The 19,692-nt window shown below is 65.6% G+C and carries 14 protein-coding genes and 1 tRNA gene; 9 read left to right on the top strand and 6 right to left on the bottom strand.

The genetic code is table 11. The features are described 5' to 3' along the window. Positions 1-4: 4 nt before the first annotated feature. The 3 genes from ASD14_RS10865 to ASD14_RS10855 form a co-directional block, all read right to left on the bottom strand. Positions 5-487 (bottom strand): glutathione peroxidase, encoded by a 483-nt coding sequence (locus ASD14_RS10865; protein WP_056133242.1) that lies wholly within the window; start codon positions 485-487, stop codon positions 5-7. A gap of 119 nt (positions 488-606) precedes the next feature. Continuing rightward, positions 607-2,913, bottom strand: coding sequence for a TonB-dependent receptor (locus ASD14_RS10860; RefSeq protein ID WP_056133240.1), 2,307 nt, complete (start codon positions 2,911-2,913; stop codon positions 607-609). 895 nt (positions 2,914-3,808) lie between these two features. Then, positions 3,809-5,842: an amidohydrolase family protein gene (locus ASD14_RS10855; RefSeq protein ID WP_056133237.1), complete on the bottom strand. Its 2,034-nt coding sequence runs from the start codon at positions 5,840-5,842 to the stop codon at positions 3,809-3,811. A gap of 155 nt (positions 5,843-5,997) precedes the next feature. Between ASD14_RS10855 and ASD14_RS10850 the strand changes: the two genes are divergently transcribed. After that, a complete protein-coding gene (locus tag ASD14_RS10850) occupies positions 5,998-6,312 on the top strand; it encodes a TipAS antibiotic-recognition domain-containing protein (protein ID WP_056133233.1) in 315 nt (104 codons plus the stop codon). 177 nt (positions 6,313-6,489) lie between these two features. On the opposite strand, the gene ASD14_RS10845 is transcribed toward ASD14_RS10850, so the two are convergent. Beyond that, complete coding sequence (locus ASD14_RS10845; protein ID WP_056133229.1) at positions 6,490-6,915, bottom strand: CBS domain-containing protein; 426 nt, start codon at positions 6,913-6,915, stop codon at positions 6,490-6,492. 193 nt (positions 6,916-7,108) lie between these two features. Here ASD14_RS10845 and ASD14_RS10840 point away from each other — a divergent pair, with 193 nt between their 5' ends. The 6 genes from ASD14_RS10840 to ASD14_RS10815 all read left to right on the top strand — a co-directional run bounded on the left by ASD14_RS10840 (position 7,109) and on the right by ASD14_RS10815 (position 14,673). Next, positions 7,109-9,337 (top strand): M3 family metallopeptidase, encoded by a 2,229-nt coding sequence (locus tag ASD14_RS10840; protein ID WP_056133225.1) that lies wholly within the window; start codon positions 7,109-7,111, stop codon positions 9,335-9,337. 424 nt (positions 9,338-9,761) lie between these two features. After that, positions 9,762-9,838, top strand: a tRNA-Arg gene (locus tag ASD14_RS10835). 82 nt (positions 9,839-9,920) lie between these two features. Then, on the top strand, positions 9,921-11,453 hold the full coding sequence (locus ASD14_RS10830; protein ID WP_056133222.1) for an aldehyde dehydrogenase family protein: 1,533 nt from the start codon (positions 9,921-9,923) through the stop codon (positions 11,451-11,453). 158 nt (positions 11,454-11,611) lie between these two features. After that, entirely contained in the window at positions 11,612-12,673 is a 1,062-nt protein-coding gene (locus ASD14_RS10825) for a quinone-dependent dihydroorotate dehydrogenase (RefSeq protein WP_056133220.1), read from the top strand. A gap of 19 nt (positions 12,674-12,692) precedes the next feature. Then, a complete protein-coding gene (gene murB / locus ASD14_RS10820; protein ID WP_056133218.1) occupies positions 12,693-13,748 on the top strand; it encodes a UDP-N-acetylmuramate dehydrogenase in 1,056 nt (351 codons plus the stop codon). 58 nt (positions 13,749-13,806) lie between these two features. Continuing rightward, a complete protein-coding gene (locus tag ASD14_RS10815) occupies positions 13,807-14,673 on the top strand; it encodes a DMT family transporter (RefSeq protein WP_082538916.1) in 867 nt (288 codons plus the stop codon). Positions 14,674-14,714: 41 nt separating this feature from the next. Here the strand turns inward: ASD14_RS10815 and ASD14_RS10810 are convergent, their stop codons facing one another. Then, a complete protein-coding gene (locus ASD14_RS10810) occupies positions 14,715-15,350 on the bottom strand; it encodes a phosphatase PAP2 family protein (RefSeq protein WP_343123460.1) in 636 nt (211 codons plus the stop codon). 70 nt (positions 15,351-15,420) lie between these two features. Beyond that, complete coding sequence (ispG, locus tag ASD14_RS10805) at positions 15,421-16,656, bottom strand: flavodoxin-dependent (E)-4-hydroxy-3-methylbut-2-enyl-diphosphate synthase (RefSeq protein WP_157475303.1); 1,236 nt, start codon at positions 16,654-16,656, stop codon at positions 15,421-15,423. A gap of 132 nt (positions 16,657-16,788) precedes the next feature. Here ispG and xseA point away from each other — a divergent pair, with 132 nt between their 5' ends. Beyond that, positions 16,789-18,120 carry an exodeoxyribonuclease VII large subunit gene (gene xseA / locus ASD14_RS10800; RefSeq protein WP_056133211.1) on the top strand — a complete coding sequence of 444 codons (1,332 nt, stop codon included), beginning with the start codon at positions 16,789-16,791 and terminating at the stop codon, positions 18,118-18,120. 115 nt (positions 18,121-18,235) lie between these two features. Further along, on the top strand, positions 18,236-19,663 hold the full coding sequence (locus ASD14_RS10795; protein ID WP_056133208.1) for an aldehyde dehydrogenase family protein: 1,428 nt from the start codon (positions 18,236-18,238) through the stop codon (positions 19,661-19,663). Positions 19,664-19,692: the final 29 nt, after the last annotated feature.

The following is a 19,692-nucleotide window of genomic DNA, read 5'->3' as shown; positions in this document are numbered from 1 at the left end:
GGCGTCAACCAATGGCTTTCTCTATGTCTTTCGCGATCGATTCGGGTTTGTCGGTGGGCGCATATCGCTTGATGACCTCGCCATCGCGGCCGACCAGGAACTTGCTGAAGTTCCACTTGATCGCATCGATGCCCAGGAAACCGCCCTTCTCGTCCTTCAGCCATTTCCACAACGGATGCGCGCTGTCGCCGTTCACATCGACCTTGGCGAACATCGGGAAAGTCACGTCGTAGTTGAGCGAGCAGAAATTCCTGATCTCGGCTTCGTCGCCGGGTTCCTGGTGGCCGAACTGGTCGCACGGGAAACCGAGCACCACCAGTCCGCGGTCGCCGTAGTCGCGCCAGAGCTTTTCCAGGCCGGTGTACTGCGGGGTGAAGCCGCATTGCGAAGCGACATTGACGATGAGCAGCACCTTGTCGCGGTAGTCCGCCAGGGACTTCGGCTGTCCTTCGATATCGGTGGCGGAGAAGTCGTAGGCGGTCGTCATGGCAGCGTCCCTGTGTCTGGTGGCGGGAGCATACGCCTCGCGGCGAGGCGTGGAACAGCCCGAAAAGAAGACGCCGGCAAATGCCGGCGTCCTCCGTGTTGCTCGAGCTGGGACAGCGGTCAGAACGATGCCTTGAACTCCACGCCGACCGTGCGCGGTTCGTTGATGAACCCGGTCAGGTTGTTGAAGTCGATGCCGCCGACGACCTGCACTTCGTCGGTAATGTTGCGGGCGAACGCGGCGAGGTCGTACCTGCCGTTGTCCCAGTTGTAACCGACGCGGAGGCCGCCTTCGACCAGTGACTTGCCGGTGAACTCGGTCGATTCATACAGGAAGAAGTTCACCTCGCTGCGGTACGCCCAGTCGGTGAACACGTAGAACTCGCCGGCATCGCCCACGGGCATGCCCCAGCGCGCGGTCACGTTGTGCGTCCACTCCGGCGCCTGCGGCAGCTGGTTGCCGTCGATCAGCGCAAGGCCACCTGGCGTACGCGGGTCGGTAACCGTGCATGCCGCGCAAACGGCAACGGCCAGGTCTTCGTCCTTGATCTCGGTGTCGTTGTAGCTGCTACCCAGCGTGACCAGGAGGTTGTCGGTCAGATACGCCTGGAAATCCATTTCGAAGCCCTGGCCAACGCTCTTTTCGGCATTGAGCAGGATGTTGGCGTTGGCAGCGCCGCCGACGGCGGTGAGCTGCTGGTCCTTGACTTCGTAGTAGAAGACGCCCGCGTTCAAACGTGCGCGCTTGTCCCAGAAGTCAGCCTTGACGCCCGCTTCGAACGCGGTGGACGTCTCGGGATCGGCCACCGACTTGCCATTGAAGGCACCCGCGGCCTGGATACTGCTGCCACGATAACCGGTAGCGACGCGGGCGTAGAGATTCACGTCGTCGTTGACGCTGTAGGTCGCCGACAGGTCCCAGCTGAACTTCTTGTCTTCCGGATCGGCCGACAGATCGCCATCAGGCTCCTGCGCCGCGAGCTGCTCGAGCGTGCACTTTCCGGCGAGCACGCACGGCACGAAACCGGTGTTCCAGTATTCCTCGACGGTCAGTTCCTTCTTGTCGACCGTGTAGCGTGCGCCCGCGCGCAACTGGAACGCCGGCGTGACTTCCCACGTCGCCGCTCCGAACACCGCCCACGAATCATTGGTCTGGTTGATGCGCTCGTAGCCGTCCTGCACGCCGCCGTTGAGCGAGTCGTAGCTGAAGCTCTCGACGTCGTAGTCTTCCTTGAACAGGAACAGGCCGGCCTGCCAGTCGAACGCGGTGCCGGTGTTCGATTCGATGCGGAATTCCTGCGTCCACTGCGAGTGCTCGGGAATGCCGTCGGCGGTTTCCGAAGCGAAGGGAATCACGCCCGGACCCGACACCGGCAGGAACACCGCACCGAAGCCGCCATCGATATCGCCGCGGCTGTAGGTCTCCACCGACTCGTAGCCGGTGATCGAGTGCAGCTTGTAGCTGCCGAGATCCCAGCTCAGGCGCGCATTCGCGCCCTTGCTGTCGAGCTCGGAGTGGTTGAGGCCATCCACCGAAACCTTGTCCTCGTCAAAACCATCGACCAGGTCATTGGTGCCCGGCTCGATGATGTTCGCGCGGAACAGGCGTGCGGTGCCGTTGAGGTGGCGCGCGTGCACGTTGAACAGCGCTTCGAAACCGTCGCCTTCGAACAGCGCCTGTACGCGCGCGGCGGATTCGTCGTAGCCCTCGAAGCCATCATTCGGGCCCGGGTAGGTGTTCTCGACCCAGTCGTCGCGGCGCTGGAACAGCACCGAAGCGCGCGCCGACCACTGGTCGGTCAGGCCACCGCCGATGGCGCCTTCGAAGTTCCACATGTCGTCGCTGCCGTAGCCGACCTTGCCGTAGCCGCCGAGATCCTGCGACGGACGCACGGATTCGAACTTCACCACGCCCGCCGGGCTGTTGCGGCCGAACAGCGAGCCCTGCGGGCCGCGCAGCACTTCGACCTGGTCGATGTCGAACACCGGGAAACCCTTGAGGATCGGGTTCTCCTGGACGACGTCGTCATAGACCAGCGATACCGGCTGCGAGGTGTTGAGGCGGAAGTCGGTGTTGCCGTAGCCGCGGATGTAGAAGCGCGGGAAGGCGCGGCCGAACGAGGATTCGATGTTGAGGCTCGGCACGCGGCTCGAAAGGAAGCGCACGTCGGTACCGCCGGACGTGAGCGCCTCGAGCTTCTCGCCGCTCACGGTGCTGACCGAAACCGGGACGTCCTGGATGTTCTCGACCTTGCGCTGCGCGGTGACCTGCACGGTGTCGAGGGTGGTGGCGCTCTGCTGCGCGGGGGCCTGGGTAGCGGGAGCTTCCTGGGCGAGTGCGGCGTGCGCCGGGAGGATCAGGGCAGCGATCGCGATCGCCAGGGCATGGCGGGACGGCTGGCGGGCGTGCAGCGGCTTGGAGGACATGGTCGGTCTCTGGGAAAGGCAACCAGCACGGCTGCCGGATTCGAGGAAGCCAGTCGCTTCTTTTCGGGCGATCTGGCACTGCCAACGGCCATCCCTTGATGGCCCGGCGGGTCGGCCCCGCCTGTCGCTTCGTTCAGACCCGGCGAATGTTACCGCACGGTTAAAGAGCCAATGCTTCAGGGTGACGGGCGGTCTGCTTCGCGGACCGGCCCCGGAGCTCGGGTTACCGAGCTTTTTGCTTGGCGGACCGAGCTCGGAGCTCGGGTGATGGAGCCTTTCGCTTGGCGGGCCGAGCTCGGAGCTCGGGTGACGGAGCCTTTCGCTCGGCGGGCCGAGCTCGGAGCTCGGGTGACGAAGCTTTTTGCTCCGCGGACCGAGCTCGGAGCTCGGGTGACGAAGTTTTTTGCTCGGCGGTTCGAGCTCGGAGCTCGGGTGGCGGAGCTTTTTGCTCGGCGGACCGAGGCCGGCCTGACATCTTCGCCTAAAACCCGCCATTCAAGGGCTATCGGGTTATTTACTCCTTTTATCGTGCAGCCACATGCCCTCGGCCCTTCGCCCCCTTCGAAGAAGGGGTTGGGGGATTGCCTTTCACCTAGGCGGCGCTGCGCGCCGCAACTCCCTCCCGGCCTCCCTCTTCCAGAAGGAGGAGAAGAGCTTTCGCCCCCTTCGAAGGGGGTGGGGGGATTGCCTTTGACCTAGGCGGCGCTGCGCGCCGCAACTCCCTCCCGGCCTCCCTCTTCCAGAGGGAGGAGAAGAGCTTTTGCCCCCCTCGAAGAAGAGAGGGTTGGGGGGGATTGCCTTTGACCTAGGCGGCGCTGCGCGCCGCAACTCCCCCAACCTCCCTCTTTCAGAGGAGGAAAACAGCAGGAGGGTTGGGATTGCCCGGAGTGACGCTCTACTTCGCCGCCGCGACCTCCACCGGGGTCGCGAACGGCTTGATTCCCATCGCTTCGAAGATCTCGCTCGGGTAGTACGCGGTGTCGCCTTTCAGGACCAGCGCGACCTTGCGGATGTCGGAGATGTCCTTCGTCGGATCGCCGTCGACCAGGACCAGGTCGGCACGCTTGCCCGAAACGATCGAGCCGCGGTCCTCCAGGGTCTTCGAGTACTTGGCGCCGTTCCATGTCGCGACCTGCAGCGCCTGCGAAGGCGTCATGCCCGCGCGCACGTACCACTCCAGTTCGCTCTGCACGGTAAAGCCGGGGATCGCGTCGGTGCCGGCGACGATCGGCACGCCCGCCTTGTACATGCGCCCGACGAACTCGACCATCTTCAGGAACGACTTGTTGTAGCGCTCCGCGGTGGCGTCGTCCGGGATCTTCATCTCGGCCACGCGCAGGCCGCGCTGGATGTCCGGCGGCATGTGTTCGGCGACAGGGCCGTAGCTTTCGGTCATCTGGCCGGGACGCTGGCGCCAGTATTCGAAGGTGGACAGCGTCGGATCGATCACGGTCTGCTTCTTCGCCAGCATTGCGATGAAGTCCTGCACCGGCTTGCTGTCGAAGTCGAGGTCCGCGACCTTCTCGGCCGGCAGGTAGAAGCGCACCAGCGTGCGCGTATCGGTCTTGTCGTCGACGAGGAAATTCAGCATCACCTGGTTGATGTGCTGGATCTCGTCATAGCCCTGCTCCACCGCTTCCTGCGCGCGCAGGAATGCCGGGATGTGGCCGCTCACGCGCAGGCCTTTGCTGTGCGCGTAAGCCGTGGTGTCGCGCAGGATGGCCTTGGGGAAGGAGTTGTAGATCTTGATCTGCGGATAGCCGTGTTCCGCGTACCAGTCGATCGCCTTCTTCGCCTCGTCGAGGTTCTTGATGACGAAGCCGTTGCGCGCGGACATCGGGCTTTCGCCTTCGATGAAACCGGCCGGCACGATGCGAGTCGCGAGCAGCGTGCCCGCCTTCTCTTCCGCGATGATCTGCTGCAGGGTCGCGTTGTCGTTGCCCATGTCGCGCACCGTAGTGACGCCGGTGGCGATGTTCAGTCCGCCATCCCAGCGGCCGACGTGCGCATGCATATCGAACAGGCCCGGCAGCAACACGCGGCCGCCGGCATCGACGACGTGGTCGGCTTCGACCTTGCCGTTGCCCGTCGCGCTCACGGACACGATTCGGCCATCGCGCACGAGCACGTCGGACGCCGGACCCAGCACCGCCTTCTCGCTGTCGAACACGCGCGCGTTGCGGATCAGCGTCGCGCCCTGCAGCGGATGCGCGAGGCGCTTCTGGAACGCCACCAGGGTTTCGGTTTCCGCCTGCTTTTGCCGCGTTTCGAGCGCGTTGGCATTCGATTGCCAGCCATCCTCGATCAGCTGCACGAAGCCGGGATAGATGAAGGCGAACAGGCGTGGCGACTCTCCTTCCGTCGCCCACGCGAACGTGGGAACGAGGCCGATGCCGGTGAGCGCCAGCAGCTGCACCTTGCGCTTCTCCTTGCCGTTGCTGACTTCGGCCTCGGCGACCTTGCGCGTGCTCAACGTGCCGCTCGGGATCAGCGGCAACTTGCCGTCGGGACGCTTGGCGAGCGCACCGAAGGCGACGGAGAACCCGGCGGGCGTGCCGCCCAGCGGCGAATACAACGCAGTGCCGTCGACGGTCTGCTCGCCCTTGTCGGACGTCGATTTCCACCAGGCCTTGTTGCCGTCGCGGCCGAAGGATTCATCGACCGGCGCGCCGAAGGTCGTGCTGCCGGTGACGTGGTAACTGGTGAAAGTGCCATCGGGCGCGAGCTTGAATTCTTCCTTCAGTTCCGGGCCGCGGCCGTTGTCCTTGAAGACGTAGTCGACGCGGGTGATGCCGTTGTCGCCGGTGGTGACGACCTGGTGGCCGGCCTCCTTGCCGTTGTCGACGAGTGCGACGTAACGCAGGCTTTCGGCCGCATGCGCGGTGCCGGTGAAGACGAGGGCGAGCGATAGAGCCAGAGCACGTTTCATTTCCCGGGTTCCTTGTCAGGGTTCGATCGAGCCCGCAGCATGGCCGTAAAACGCCCGCCGTGCCTATGTCGAACGTTGGGGTTCGATGGCTTCGACCCGTTCGGGAACGGCGAATACGCACGCGAGGCCGAACAGCGCTGGGGCGATACCGATGCGTGGAAGGAATCACACCACCGCGCAGGCGTGCAGGCGGCTTTCATCAACGACCTGCTGGCCGCGCGCGGCGCGATGCGGGCTATCCGGCCGACAGCGCCGTCGCGGCTGAACTCGCCGAGCGCCATCGCCTGCACATCGACGGGCGCTTCTATCCCCGCAGCCATGCCATGCAATGCGGGCTCGCCGACATCTACGAAGCCGTTGCACGCTTCCGCGACTACTACGACCGGCATCGTGAAGGCCTCACCGGTTACCTGGTGCGGCGATTCGTACGAACGCGGCTGCGCGCGACCGGGGCACGAGAGAATCGGTAGGGCGAACTCAAGCCCGCCAGCTCTTCGGCCGGTGCCCCGAACCCACCCTGTGTTGCTAGACAAGTACGTGTTTGATCGTCATTCCCGCGAAAGCGGGAATCCATGGGCGGAAGCAATTGAACAGCAACGCCCCTGGATTCCCGCTTTCGCGGGAAAGACGCAGTTACGTCATGCGAGTCAATGCCGCGCCGGCTCCGACACTTCCCTGACCACTTCGGCGGTTGCTTCGGGCCTGTTGGCGAGCGCGAGGTCGGCGATCGAGACGATGCCCGCGAGCTTTCCATCGGAATCCACCACCGGCACGCGCCGGATCTGGTCGGCTTCCATCACGCACACGGCGTCCTTGAGGCTGGTGTCGGCGGTGACCGTGCGCACCGGCATGCTCATCGCGTCGGCGGCCTTTGCCTGGCTGGCATCGCGGCCTTCCGCCACGATGCGCACGGCGATGTCGCGGTCGGTCACCACGCCGATGGGCCGCTGTGACTCGTCGACCACGGGAATCTGCCCACAATCGTTGTCGAGCATCATCTTCGCGACATCGCGCAACGGCGTCGTGGCGATGCAGCAGGCCGGATTGGGCGTCATCACGGACGAGACGTTCATGGCTCCTCTCCTGTGGGGCGTGGAAGCCAAGCATGGAAAAGCCGTGGTTCTGGCGGCGTGACAGCGCCATGAACGGCCGCGACGCCGCTGCAGCCGACCGACAACTTGCGCAAGGTGGCCCGTGCCTTTCGTCATGCGCCCCTGCGGCCGCCTTCGGTTAACCTCCGGCCTCCCGTTCCATGAGATCCGCCCGATGAAGCACCGTCTCGCGCTCGCCGTCGCCATCGCACTGACGTCGGCCGCCGTCCCGGCTTTTGCCCAGACTTCCACCCAGGCCCCCAGCGCCGTGAACAACCAGGCCAACCCCCTTTTCGCCGACAGCCCGCTGCCGCTGCACTACCCGCAGTTCGACAAGATCAAGGACAGCGACTTCGCGCCTGCCTTCGACCGCGGCATGGCCGAGCAGATCCAGGAAATCAACGCGATCGCCAACGCGCGCTCGGCGCCGACCTTCGAGAACACGATCGTTCCGATGGAAAAGTCGGGCCAGCTGCTGACGCGCGCGAACACGATCTTCCAGAACCTCAGCGGCGCCGACACCAACGACGCGCGCGACAAGCTCGATGAAGAGTATTCGCCCAAGTTCGCCGCGCATTTCGACGCGATCTACCTCAACGGCCCGCTGTTCAAGCGTGTCGAGAAGGTTTACGAAGGCCGCGACAAGCTCGATGCCGAAAGCAAGCGCTTGGTCGAGGAGTACTACAAGGACTTCGTCCGCGCCGGTGCCAAGCTCACCGACGCGCAGCAGGTCCGGGTGAAGGCGATCAACGCCGAACTCGCCTCGCTCGGCGCGAAGTTCAGCCAGAACGTGCTGAAGGAAGTGAACGATTCGGCCGTCGTCGTCGACAAGAAGGAAGATCTCGCCGGTCTGTCCGACGAGCAGATCGCCGCTGCCGCCGAGGCCGCGAAGACGCGCAAGCTCGAAGGCAAGTACGTGATCGCGCTGCTCAACACCACCACGCAGCCGGCGCTGGCCAACCTCGAGAATCGCGCCCTGCGCGAGCGCATCTACAAGGCGTCCATCGCACGCGGTTCGCGCGGCAACGAGTTCGACAACACCGCGCTGGTTTCGCGCATCGTCAAGCTGCGCGACGAGAAGGCCAAGCTGCTCGGTTATCCGACCTATGCGGCCTACTCGGTGGAGCGCAGCACCGCGAAGACACCGGCCGCGATCAACGAGATGCTCGGCAAGCTCGCCCCCGCCGCCGTCGCCAATGCGCGCAAGGAAGGCGCCGAACTGCAGGCGATGATCGACAAGGAACAGAAGGCCAAGGGGCAGCCGACGTTCCAGCTCGAGCCGTGGGACTGGCAGTTCTACTCGGAGAAGGTCCGCCAGGCGAAGTACAACTTCGACGAAGCCGAGCTCAAGCCGTATTTCGAGATGAAGAACGTGCTGGAAAACGGCGTGTTCTACGCCGCCGGCCAGCTCTACGGCCTGAAGTTCAAGCAGCGCACCGACCTGCCGGTCTACCAGCCCGACGTGATGGTGTACGACGTGTTCGACTCGGACGGCAAGCAACTCGCGATCTTCATCGCCGACATGTACGCGCGTCCGTCCAAGCGCGGTGGCGCGTGGATGAACGAGTACGTGAGCCAGTCGGGCCTGTTCGGCCGCCAGCCGGTCGTCGCCAACCACCTCAACATCCCCAAGCCGTCGGAAGGCAAGCCGACACTGATGACATGGGATGAAGTCACCACGATGTTCCATGAGTTCGGCCATGCGCTGCACGGCATGTTCTCGAACGTGAAGTACCCGTACTTCTCGGGCACCAGCGTGCCGCGCGACTTCGTCGAATACCCGTCGCAGGTCAACGAGATGTGGGCCGACTGGCCGTCGATCCTGGCCAACTACGCCAAGCACCACGAGACCGGCGCGCCGATGCCGAAGGAACTGCTGGACAAGGTGATCGCGGCTTCGAAATTCAACCAGGGCTTCGCGACGACCGAATACCTGGCAGCGACCATGCTCGACCAGGACCTGCACCAGGCGCCGACGGACAGGATCCCGGAACCGTCGCAGGTGATGGCATTCGAAGCGGCTTCGCTGAAGAAGAACGGCCTCGACTACCACGCCGTGTACCCGCGTTACCGCACGCCGTACTTCAGCCACATCATGGGCGGCTACGCGGCGGGCTACTACGCCTACATCTGGTCGGAAGTGCTCGACGCGAACAGCGTGAAGTGGATGAAGGAACACGGCGGCCTGACCCGTGCCAACGGCGACCACTTCCGCGAGACCCTGCTCTCGCGCGGCGGCAGCCAGGACGCGATGGTGCTGTTCTCCAACTTCGCCGGCCACGCGCCGCAGATCGAACCGCTGCTGGAACGCCGCGGCCTGATCGAAGCCCCGCAGGCGGACGACACCGCGCCCGCCGGTGGCGAGGGTGAGACGCCCAAGCCGAAGGAAGGCGGGTCGAAGTAAACCCGCCGCGTTTCGTGGAAAGCAGAACGCCCGGAGGAATCCGGGCGTTTTGTTTTTTCGGTTGTGGATTGGCGACGAGCGGGGTCCAGGTCGAAAGTCGCCAGACAAATGAAGAGGCTTGGGAAATGAAGAACCTCCAGAAATGAAACAACCTGGAAAACGAAACGGCCCGGGAAAATGAATCGTCATTCCCGCGAAAGCGGGAATCCAGTGCCTTTCGCTCTTCGCGTCCTCCTGACCTAGTCAAAATCAACAACAAAGTCACTGGATTCCCGCTTTCGCGGGAATGACGATCGATTGTCCCCGACATCCTAAACGCCCGGCGCACGGTCGATCCTCTCGCGACCCGACTCCTCGCGCTGCGGAGCCCATGGTGCCCGGGGTACGGCCGCCCACCGTTCTCTGCGATAATTCCGCGCCTTGAGGCCCCGTAGCTCAGCTGGATAGAGCGGTCCCCTCCTAAGGGACAGGTCGCACGTTCGAATCGTGTCGGGGCCGCCATGTTTGGATCGCACGCCGTGCGCCTGCCCGCACATCGACGTGCGGGTACCAGTGCTTCTTCCCCCGATTCCAGGAGCTTTCCGTGACCCACCCCGTTCTTGCTGCCCTCGGCCTGACCGAAAACGAATCCGGCACCTACCTCGGCAGCGGCCAGTGGTCGGCCACGAAGGACGCGGGAGTGCTGGAGCCGGTCAATCCGACCACGGGCGAGGTGCTCGGCCGCGTCCAGGCCTCCTCGCAGGCCGACTACGACACGATCGTCGAGCGCGCCCAGGCCGTCTTCAAGGTCTGGCGCACCACGCCGGCACCGCGCCGCGGCGAAGCCATCCGCCTGTGCGCCGACGCGCTGCGCACGCACAAGGACGCGCTGGGTTCGCTGGTCGCGCTGGAAATGGGCAAGTCCAAGCCGGAAGGCGACGGCGAAGTGCAGGAAATGATCGACATCGGCGAATTCTCCGTCGGCCTGTCGCGCCAGCTGTACGGTCTGACCATGCATTCCGAGCGCCCGGGCCACCGCATGTACGAGCAGTGGCACCCGATCGGGATCGTGGGGGTGATCTCCGCGTTCAACTTCCCCGTCGCGGTGTGGGCGTGGAACGCGTTCGTCGCCGCCATCTGCGGCGACATCACGATCTGGAAGCCGTCGCCGAAGACCCCGCTCTCGGCGATCGCCGCGATGAAGATCTGCAACGAGGCGCTGAAGAAGGGCGGCTTCCCCGACATCTTCTTCCTGTTCAACGACGCCGGCAGCGAGCTGGCGCAGCACTTCGTCGATGACCGTCGCATCCCGCTGATCAGCTTTACCGGCTCGACGAAGGTCGGCCGCATGGTCGGCGAACGCGTCGCCCAGCGCATGGGCCGTTCGCTGCTGGAACTGGGCGGCAACAACGCGATCATCGTCGACCAGACCGCCGACCTGAAGCTCGCCATTCCCGCCATCGTATTCGGCGCGGTCGGCACCGCCGGCCAGCGCTGCACCACCACGCGCCGCCTGTTCGTGCACGAGTCGATCTACGACGACGTGCTCGGCAAGCTGGTCACTGCGTACAGGCAGGTCGAGAAGAAGATCGGCGATCCGACCGATTCGAAGAACCTGATGGGTCCGCTCAACAGCCGCGACGGCGTCGATGCCTACCTCGATGCCGTCGAGAAGGCCAAGGCCGCGGGTGGCAAGATCGAAACCGGCGGCGCCGCGATCGAGGGCAAGGGCAACTTCGTCCTGCCGACGATCGTCACCGGCCTGACCAACGATGCGCAGATCGTCCAGCACGAAACCTTCGCCCCGATCCTGTACGTGATGAAGTTCAGGACGATCGACGAAGCCATCGAGATGCAGAACGCCGTGCCGCAGGGCCTGTCGTCGGCGATCTTCACCACCAACCTCAAGGCGGCCGAAGCGTTCCTCGCGGCGTCCGGGTCGGATTGCGGAATCGCCAACGTCAACATCGGCACGTCCGGCGCGGAGATCGGCGGCGCCTTCGGTGGCGAGAAGGAAACAGGCGGCGGGCGCGAGTCGGGTTCGGATGCGTGGAAGGCGTACATGCGCCGGCAGACCAACACGATCAACTACTCCGACTCGCTGCCGCTGGCCCAGGGCATCAAGTTCGATCTGTAATTCCACGATTCGTCATTCCCGCGAAGACGGGGCCTTCCACAGACGAATGTCTGGTCATCCATGGGCGTTGCGGTCAGCTGAAAAGCGATAACGTCCATGGATCCCCGGCTTCGCGGGGATGACGAGCAAAATAAGAGCCAAGGCCACAACGACGATCGATGTACGGACTTGCCCGCCCCTTCCTGTTCGGCATGGACGCAGAGCGTGCGCATACGCTCACGCTCGATGCACTCGAACTCGCCTATCGCAGCGGGCTCAACCCGCTGCTGGCGCGCAGGCCCAATCCGTTGCCGACCAAGGCCTTCGGCCTCACCTTCCCGAACCCGGTCGGTCTCGCCGCGGGTCTCGACAAGAACGGCGCGCACATCGATGCGCTGCTCTCGCTGGGCTTCGGCTTCGTCGAGATCGGCACGGTCACGCCCAAGCCGCAGGCGGGCAATCCGAAGCCACGCATGTTCCGCCTGCCGGAGCACCAGGCGGTCATCAACCGCCTCGGCTTCAACAACGAAGGCCTAGAGGCGCTGGTGCGCAACGTCGAACGCGCGCAACGGCGCGGCGGCCTGCTTGGCATCAACATCGGCAAGAACAGGGACACGCCCAACGAAGCGGCCGAAGGCGACTACATGTACTGCCTGTCGCGCGTGTATCCGCTGGCCGACTATGTCACCGTCAACATCTCCTCGCCCAACACCGCCGGCCTGCGCGAACTGCAGGAAGAACAGGCGTTGCGCCGCCTGGTCGGCACGCTGCGCGAGGAGCAGGAGCGGCTCGGGGCCAAGCACGGCAAGCGCGTGCCGATGCTGGTGAAGGTCGCACCGGACCTGAGCGAGAGCGACGTCGATGCCGCCGCGCGGGTGCTCGCCGACCTCGAGGTCGACGGCGTGATCGCAACGAACACGACGGTGTCCCGCTCGCTGCTGATCGAAGGCGCGGAACACGCGACCGAAACCGGCGGGCTTTCGGGACGTCCGCTGATGGGTGCGTCGACGACCATCCTGCGCATGCTGCGCACGCGCCTGCCCGAGTCGATTCCCCTGATCGGCGTGGGCGGCATCGTCTCCGGCGCGGAAGCCGCCACGAAGCAGGCCGCCGGCGCGACGCTCGTGCAGCTCTACACTGGCCTCGTCTATCGCGGCCCGGGGCTCGTGCGCGAATGCGTGGAAGCGCTGCGCCGGCGCAAGGAAGCTCCCAGCCGCGGCAACCTGCCGCCCGAAGTCTGAGATCGCGAACCACGACTCCATGACCGATTCGATCCGCATCGCACGCGATGCCTCGTTGCAATCACGCAATACCTTCGGCGTCGCGGCGACCGCGCCGGTGCTGGTGGAAGTCTCGGACGCAAGCGCGCTGCCTGCCCTGTTCGCCGATCCCGATTACGGCGGATCGCTCTCGCTGGTGCTGGGCGGCGGCAGCAACCTGCTGTTCGCCGGCAATCCCGAAGGCGTGGTGCTGGCGCTCACCGGCAAGCGCGTGTCGCAGCCCGACCTGCCACCGGACAGCCACGCCAGCGACCGCACCATCGTGCGCGCCGATGCCGGCGTGGAATGGCACGACTTCGTGATGCGCACGTTGCGACAGGGCTTCTGCGGACTGGAAAACCTGGCGCTGATCCCGGGCACCGTCGGCGCCGCGCCGATCCAGAACATCGGCGCCTACGGCGCGGAAGTGCGTGAGTTCATCCATGCGGTGGAAGCGTTCGACCCCGCGACCGGCACGATGCACCGCTTCGATGCGGACAGTTGCGGTTTCGCATATCGCGACAGCCTGTTCAAGCAGCAGCCCGATCGCTACATCGTGACCGCGGTGGAGTTCAGCCTGTCGCGCAAGCCATCGCTGAAGCTCGATTACGCCGGCATCCGCGAGGAGCTCGACAGCCTCGGCGTCACTGCCTCAACGCCGCAGCACGTCGCCGACGCGGTCATCGCGATCCGCCGGCGCAAACTGCCCGATCCCGCGGTGTTGGGAAACGCAGGCAGCTTCTTCAAGAATCCGATCGTGCCGGCGGCCCAAGCCGAAGCACTGAAGTCGGAGCACGACGCATTGCCGGTGTTCCGCGGCAATAATGACGACACGCGCAAGCTCTCGGCCGGATGGCTGATCGATCAATGCGGCTGGAAGGGCCATCGCGACGGCGATGCCGGCGTCGCCGCTTCGCACGCACTGGTGCTCGTCAATCACGGCAACGCAACCGGCGCGCAGCTGCTCGGCCTCGCCCGGCGCATCGCCGATTCGGTGCGGTCGCGTTTCGGGGTTTCGCTGGAACCCGAACCGCGCGTCATCGGCGCCACGTGGTGAGCGAGTGGTGACGGCAAGCGCGCCTCCGCAGCACCGTTTCGCCCGAGCCGCGTGGCTGATGCTGATCAGCACGATGTTCTTCGGACTGATGGCCGTGACCATCCGCTACGCGTCACGCACCTTGCCGACGTTCGAGATCGCCTTCTTCCGCAACACCTTCGGCCTGCTGGCACTGGTGCCGCTGCTGCTGCACGGCGGCGCATCGTTGCGGACGAAGCAGCTGCCGCGCTACCTGCTGCGCAGCGCGATCGGCATCGGCTCGATGCTGTCCGGCTTCTGGGCCATCGGCCACCTGCCTTTGTCGCAGGCGATATCGTTGTCGTATTCGACGCCGCTGTTCGTCACGATCCTCGCCGTGTTCTGGCTCGGCGAGCACGTGCGCAAGCGCCGCTGGGCGGCAGTGATCGTCGGCTTCATCGGCGTGCTGGTGATCGTGCGCCCGGGCACGACCGATTTCTCGCACGGCTCACTCGTCGCCGTGCTGGCCGCGGTGCTGAGCGCGATCGTCGCCATCCAGATCAAGCAGCTCTCGCGCGTCGATCCGGCCGATACCATCGTCTTCTACACCTACGTGTTCTGGGTGCCGCTGTCGCTGGTGCCGGCACTGTTCGTGTGGCAGTGGCCGCACGGGATGGAGTGGGGATGGCTGCTGCTGACCGGCGTCTTCGGCACCGGCGGCCAGCTCCTGTGGACACGCGCCTTGCGCCTGGGCGACGTCTCCGCGCTGCAACCGATCAGCTTCATGCAGCTTCCCCTCGTCGCGACGGCGGGCTACCTGCTGTTCGGCGAAAGCATCGACCGCTGGACCGTCATCGGCGCCACCATCATCCTCGCCGCGAATGCCTACATCGCGCATCGCGAAGCCAGGCTCGCGCGCCAGCATGCGACTACGGCGCCGGTGGAAGCGGCGAAGCCGGGCGAGTAATCCTTACTGGCCAAAAGATCGGTATCGCTGCGCTCAACCACCTACGGAGTGCGCGGAACCTGCCGTTGCTGCCACGGATACCGGCGATGCTGGAACACGGCAAAGAAGCAGCACACTGCCCAGACCGACGCCGCCGTCCAGCCCGCCAGGATGTCCGAGGGGTAATGCACGCCGAGGTAAACCCGCGACAGGCCGACGAGCACGGTGAACAGTCCCGCGAAGAGCGCTACCGGCCAGCGCCACGGAGTGCGCCATGCCAATAGCAGACAGACCCAAGCCAGCGTCATCGAACCCATCGCATGGCCGCTGGGAAAGCTGAAGGTGTCTTCGGGCGAAATCGATTCCCACAACGACGGACGTTCGCGCGCGAACAGCTGCTTGGTTGCGACATTGAGCAATGCCGATCCGCCCAGGGCAAGGCCGGCGAACAGCGCCTCACGCGCACGCTTTCGCAGGGCGAGCGCGAGGACCAGCACGATGTCGAGCGGCACGACGCCCCAGGTGTAGCCGAGCGCGGAGAACAGCAGGAAGGCGCGATCGAAACCCGCCGTCGCCATCTCATGGGCAAACATCAGGATCGGCTCGTCGAACACGAAAGGCTCGCCTTCCCGCAGCTCCTCGACGAGTCCGGCGAAGCCCCACAAGGGCAGCAGCACGCCGATGAACAGAAGCAGCAACCGCAGCCCGTACCGGCGGAGGAAGGCCGCGCCGAAGCGCGCCTCCCTGGCTAGCGTTCGTGCGGCCTGCTCAGGCCTGGCCGGCGGAGCCATAGCGCCGTTCGACGTAACGGTCGATCAGCTCGACGAACTCGTTGGCGATGTTTTCGCCACGCAGCGTCACGGTCTTTTCGCCGTCCTCGAACACGGGCGCCGAAGGCGCTTCCCCAGTGCCCGGCAACGAGATGCCGATGTTCGCGTGGCGCGATTCACCGGGCCCGTTCACAACGCAACCCATTACCGCGAGCGTGAGGTTCTCCGCGCCCGGATGCGTGACCTTCCACTCCGGCATCTTCGCACGCACGTGCTCCTGCACCCTCGATGCGAGTTCCTGGAAGAAGGTGCTGGTGGTGCGGCCGCAACCCGGGCACGCGGTGACCATCGGCGTGAACGCCCGCAGGCCCATGGTCTGGAGCAGTTCCTGCGCGACGATCACTTCGGTGGTGCGCGACTGGCCGGGCTCGGGCGTCAGCGAGATGCGGATCGTGTCGCCGATGCCTTCCTGCAGCAGCACGCCCAGCGCCGCGCAGGAGGCGACGATGCCCTTGCTGCCGATGCCGGCTTCGGTGAGACCCAGGTGCAGCGCGAAATCGCTGCGGCGCGCGAGTTCGCGATAGACGGAGATCAGTTCCTGCACGCCGCTGACCTTCGCGCTCAGCACGATGCGATCCGCGGGCAATCCGATCTCGACGGCACGCGCCGCCGAATCCAGCGCCGAGCGGATCAGCGCTTCACGCAGCACTTCCGCCGCTTCCTTCGGCACGGGCAAGGCGTGGTTCTCGTCCATAAGCCGCGTCGCGAGCGCCTGGTCCAGCGAGCCCCAGTTCGCACCGATGCGCACCGGCTTGCCGTGGCGGATCGCGAACTCGATCAGCGTGGCGAACTGCGTGTCCTTCTTCTTGCCGAAGCCGACGTTGCCCGGATTGATGCGATATTTCGCCAGCGCTTCCGCGCACGCCGGCTCGTTGGTCAGCAGCTGGTGCCCGTTGTAGTGGAAGTCGCCGATGATCGGCACGTTCACGCCCATCATCGCCAGCTTGTCGACGATGCGCGGCACGGCGGCGGCGGCTTCGGGCGTGTTGACGGTGACGCGTACGAGTTCGGATCCGGCGCGCCACAGTTCGGCCACCTGCTTCGTGGTCGAGGCAACATCCGCCGTGTCGGTGTTGGTCATCGACTGCACGACGACCGGCGCGCTGCCGCCGACCTGCACGCCACCGACGGTGACGGCGCGGGTGTGGCGGCGCGGTTGCGGGCCGAAGGTCATGCCGGTGCAAGGCGCGGCGGGGGTCAGATCGATCGCTGAATTCATGGCCATATTGTAGCGTCGGCGTGACCCCGGCTCCCCGCTGCGGTACCGTGGCCGCCCGGTTTTTCGGCAGTCCGCTCCGCCTGGTTCATGAATCACGACGACGCCCACGTCCTCACCCCCTCCCAGCTCAACACGCTGGCGCGGGACCTGCTGGAAGGCAGCTTCCCGCTGATCTGGGTCGAGGGCGAACTGGGCAACGTGTCGCGGCCGTCGTCCGGGCACCTCTACTTCGTGCTCAAGGACGAACGTGCGCAGGTGCGCTGCGCGATGTTCAAGCCGAAGAGTTCCTGGCTGAAGTTCATTCCCCGGGAAGGCGTGCACGTGCTCGCGCGCGGCCGCCTGACGCTTTACGAAGCACGTGGCGAGTACCAGCTGGTGCTCGACCACATGGAAGAGGCCGGCGAAGGCGCGCTGCGGCGGGCCTTCGAGGAGATGAAGGCGAAGCTCGCCGCGGAAGGTCTCTTCGATAGCGAGCGCAAGCGTCCCCTGCCCCATTTTGCACGCCGCGTCGGCGTGATCACCTCGCCGAGCGGTGCGGCGGTGCGCGACGTGCTCAGCGTGCTGGCGCGGCGGTTTCCCCTGGTCGAAGCCGAAGTGTTGCCGGTGCAGGTGCAGGGCGCGGCGGCCGCGCCGCAGATCGTGCGGATGTTGCAGCGTGCGGCGGCTTCGGGACGCTACGACGTGATCCTGCTGACTCGCGGCGGTGGTTCGCTGGAAGACCTGTGGTCGTTCAACGATGAGCGGCTTGCGCGCGCGATCGCCGCTTCTCCCGTGCCGGTGGTTTCCGCGGTCGGACATGAAACGGATTTCAGCCTTTCCGACTTCGCTGCCGACCTGCGTGCGCCAACGCCCTCGGTTGCGGCCGAGCTGCTCGTGCCCAGCCGCGATGATCTCCTGCGCCGCCTGCGCGCGCTCGATGCCCGGCTTCGCGACCTGCAGGCACAGCGCCTGCGCGCAGCGATGCAGCGTGCCGATCGCGCTGCGCTGCGCCTGAATGCGCTGCGTCCGCGCGCCCGACTGGATGCGCTTTGTCGGCGCCAGGGTGATGCGCTGCGGCGGCTCGCCGCGGCCTGGCAGCGGCGCCTCGAGCGGGAGCGCGCACGTGTCCGCCATGCCGATGCGGTGCTGCGTGCCGCGCACCCACAGCGTCGCATTGCGCGGCTGCGGGAACGGCTTGCCGCCGTGTCTTCGCGACCACAGGCGGCGATCGTGCGGCGGCTCGGAAATGAAACACTGCGGCTGCGTGGCCTTGCGCGTTCACTGGAAGCGGTGAGTCCGCTCGCGACCGTCGCACGCGGCTACACCATCCTTCGCCATCCGGATGGGCGCGTAGTGCGCAGCGTGCTCGATGCCGTGCCCGGCGATCGCCTCGAAGCAAGGTTGGCCGACGGCACGCTGCCGCTCAAGGTCGAGTCGTAGGGCGAAGCCTGCGCGGTGTGTAGCGGTGCGAGCGAAACGCACCACGCAGGGTCTGCGCCACGAGGCGCAGCTTCGACAAGCGATGGTTTAGGCTTGAGAAGCAAGGAGGACTGCCATGCTCGCCAAGCGCTACCCCTACTACCTCGCGAACCAACCGGTCACCGGCAAGCAGGAACTCGACGTTCTCGACAAATACACCGGCAAGCGCGCCACCCGCGTCGCGCTCGCCGACGCCGCGGCGGTACGCAAGGCCATCGTCGCCGCGCACAAGGCGCGCAACGCGATGGCGGCGTTTCCGCCCGACGCACGCCGCGACGTGCTCGAACATTGCGTGCGCCGCTTCGGCGAACGCTTCGAGGAACTCGCGCTGGCGCTGTGCATCGAGGCCGGCAAACCGATCCGCGACGCGCGCGGCGAAGTCACGCGCCTGATCGACACCTTCCGCATCGCCGCAGGCGAAGCGACGCGCGGCAATGGCGAGGTGATCGAGCTGCAGATTTCCCCGCGGGCCCGCGGCTATCGCGGCATGGTGAAGCGGGTTCCGATCGGCGTGTGCAGTTTCATCACGCCGTTCAACTTCCCGCTCAACCTCGTCGCGCACAAGGTCGCGCCCGCAATCGCCGCGGGTTGTCCATTCGTCCTCAAGCCGGCAGAGAAGACGCCGATCGGCGCACTGATCATCGCGGAGATCCTCGCGGAGACGGAGCTGCCCAGGGGTGCGTTCTCGGTCGTCGTCTGCAACACTGACGACGCCGCTGCGCTGATCGAAGACGAACGCATCGCGCTGTTGAGCTTCACCGGCGGCCTGGTCGGCTGGGACCTGAAGGCCCGCGCCGGCCGCAAGAAGGTCACGCTCGAACTCGGCGGCAACGCGGCCTGCATCGTCGATGCGGATCCAGGCGCATCGCTCGATTACGTGGTCGATCGGCTGGTCTTCGGTGCCTATTACCAGTCCGGCCAGAGCTGCATCAGCGTGCAGCGAATTTATGCGCAGACAGGCATCTACGAGAAGCTGCGCCGCAAGCTGAAGGCCGCGGTCGCGAAACTGCGCATGGGCGATCCGCGCGACGAGAAGACCTTCATCGGCCCGATGGTCAACGAGGAAGCCGCGCAACGCGTCGAAAGCTGGATCGCCGCCGCGCGCAAGGGCGGCGCCAGAATGCTCGCCGGTGGCGCACGCAACGGCAACATGCTGCCCGCATCGCTGCTGGAGAAGGTTTCGCACGACAGCGACCTGTATCGCAGGGAAGCGTTCGGTCCGGTAGCGATGATCGAGCCCTTCGATGATTTCGAGGAAGCCCTGGATCTGGTCAATGACAGCGACTTCGGCCTGCAGGCGGGCGTGTTCACCGGCAACCTGTCGAATGCGATGCGCGCATGGGACCGGCTCGAAGTCGGCGGTGTGATCGTCGGTGACGTGCCTAGCTTCCGTGTGGACAACATGCCGTATGGCGGCGTGAAGCATTCCGGCCTGGGCCGGGAAGGCGTGCGTTATGCCATCGAGGACATGACCGAACAGCGCCTCCTGGTGATTCACGGCTGAGCTACGCACTCCAGCGCGGAAAGCAGCGG

The sequence above is a fragment of the Lysobacter sp. Root494 genome (assembly GCF_001427225.1).
Lineage (GTDB): Bacteria > Pseudomonadota > Gammaproteobacteria > Xanthomonadales > Xanthomonadaceae > Agrilutibacter.
This window is presented reverse-complemented; position numbering and strand designations above follow the sequence as displayed.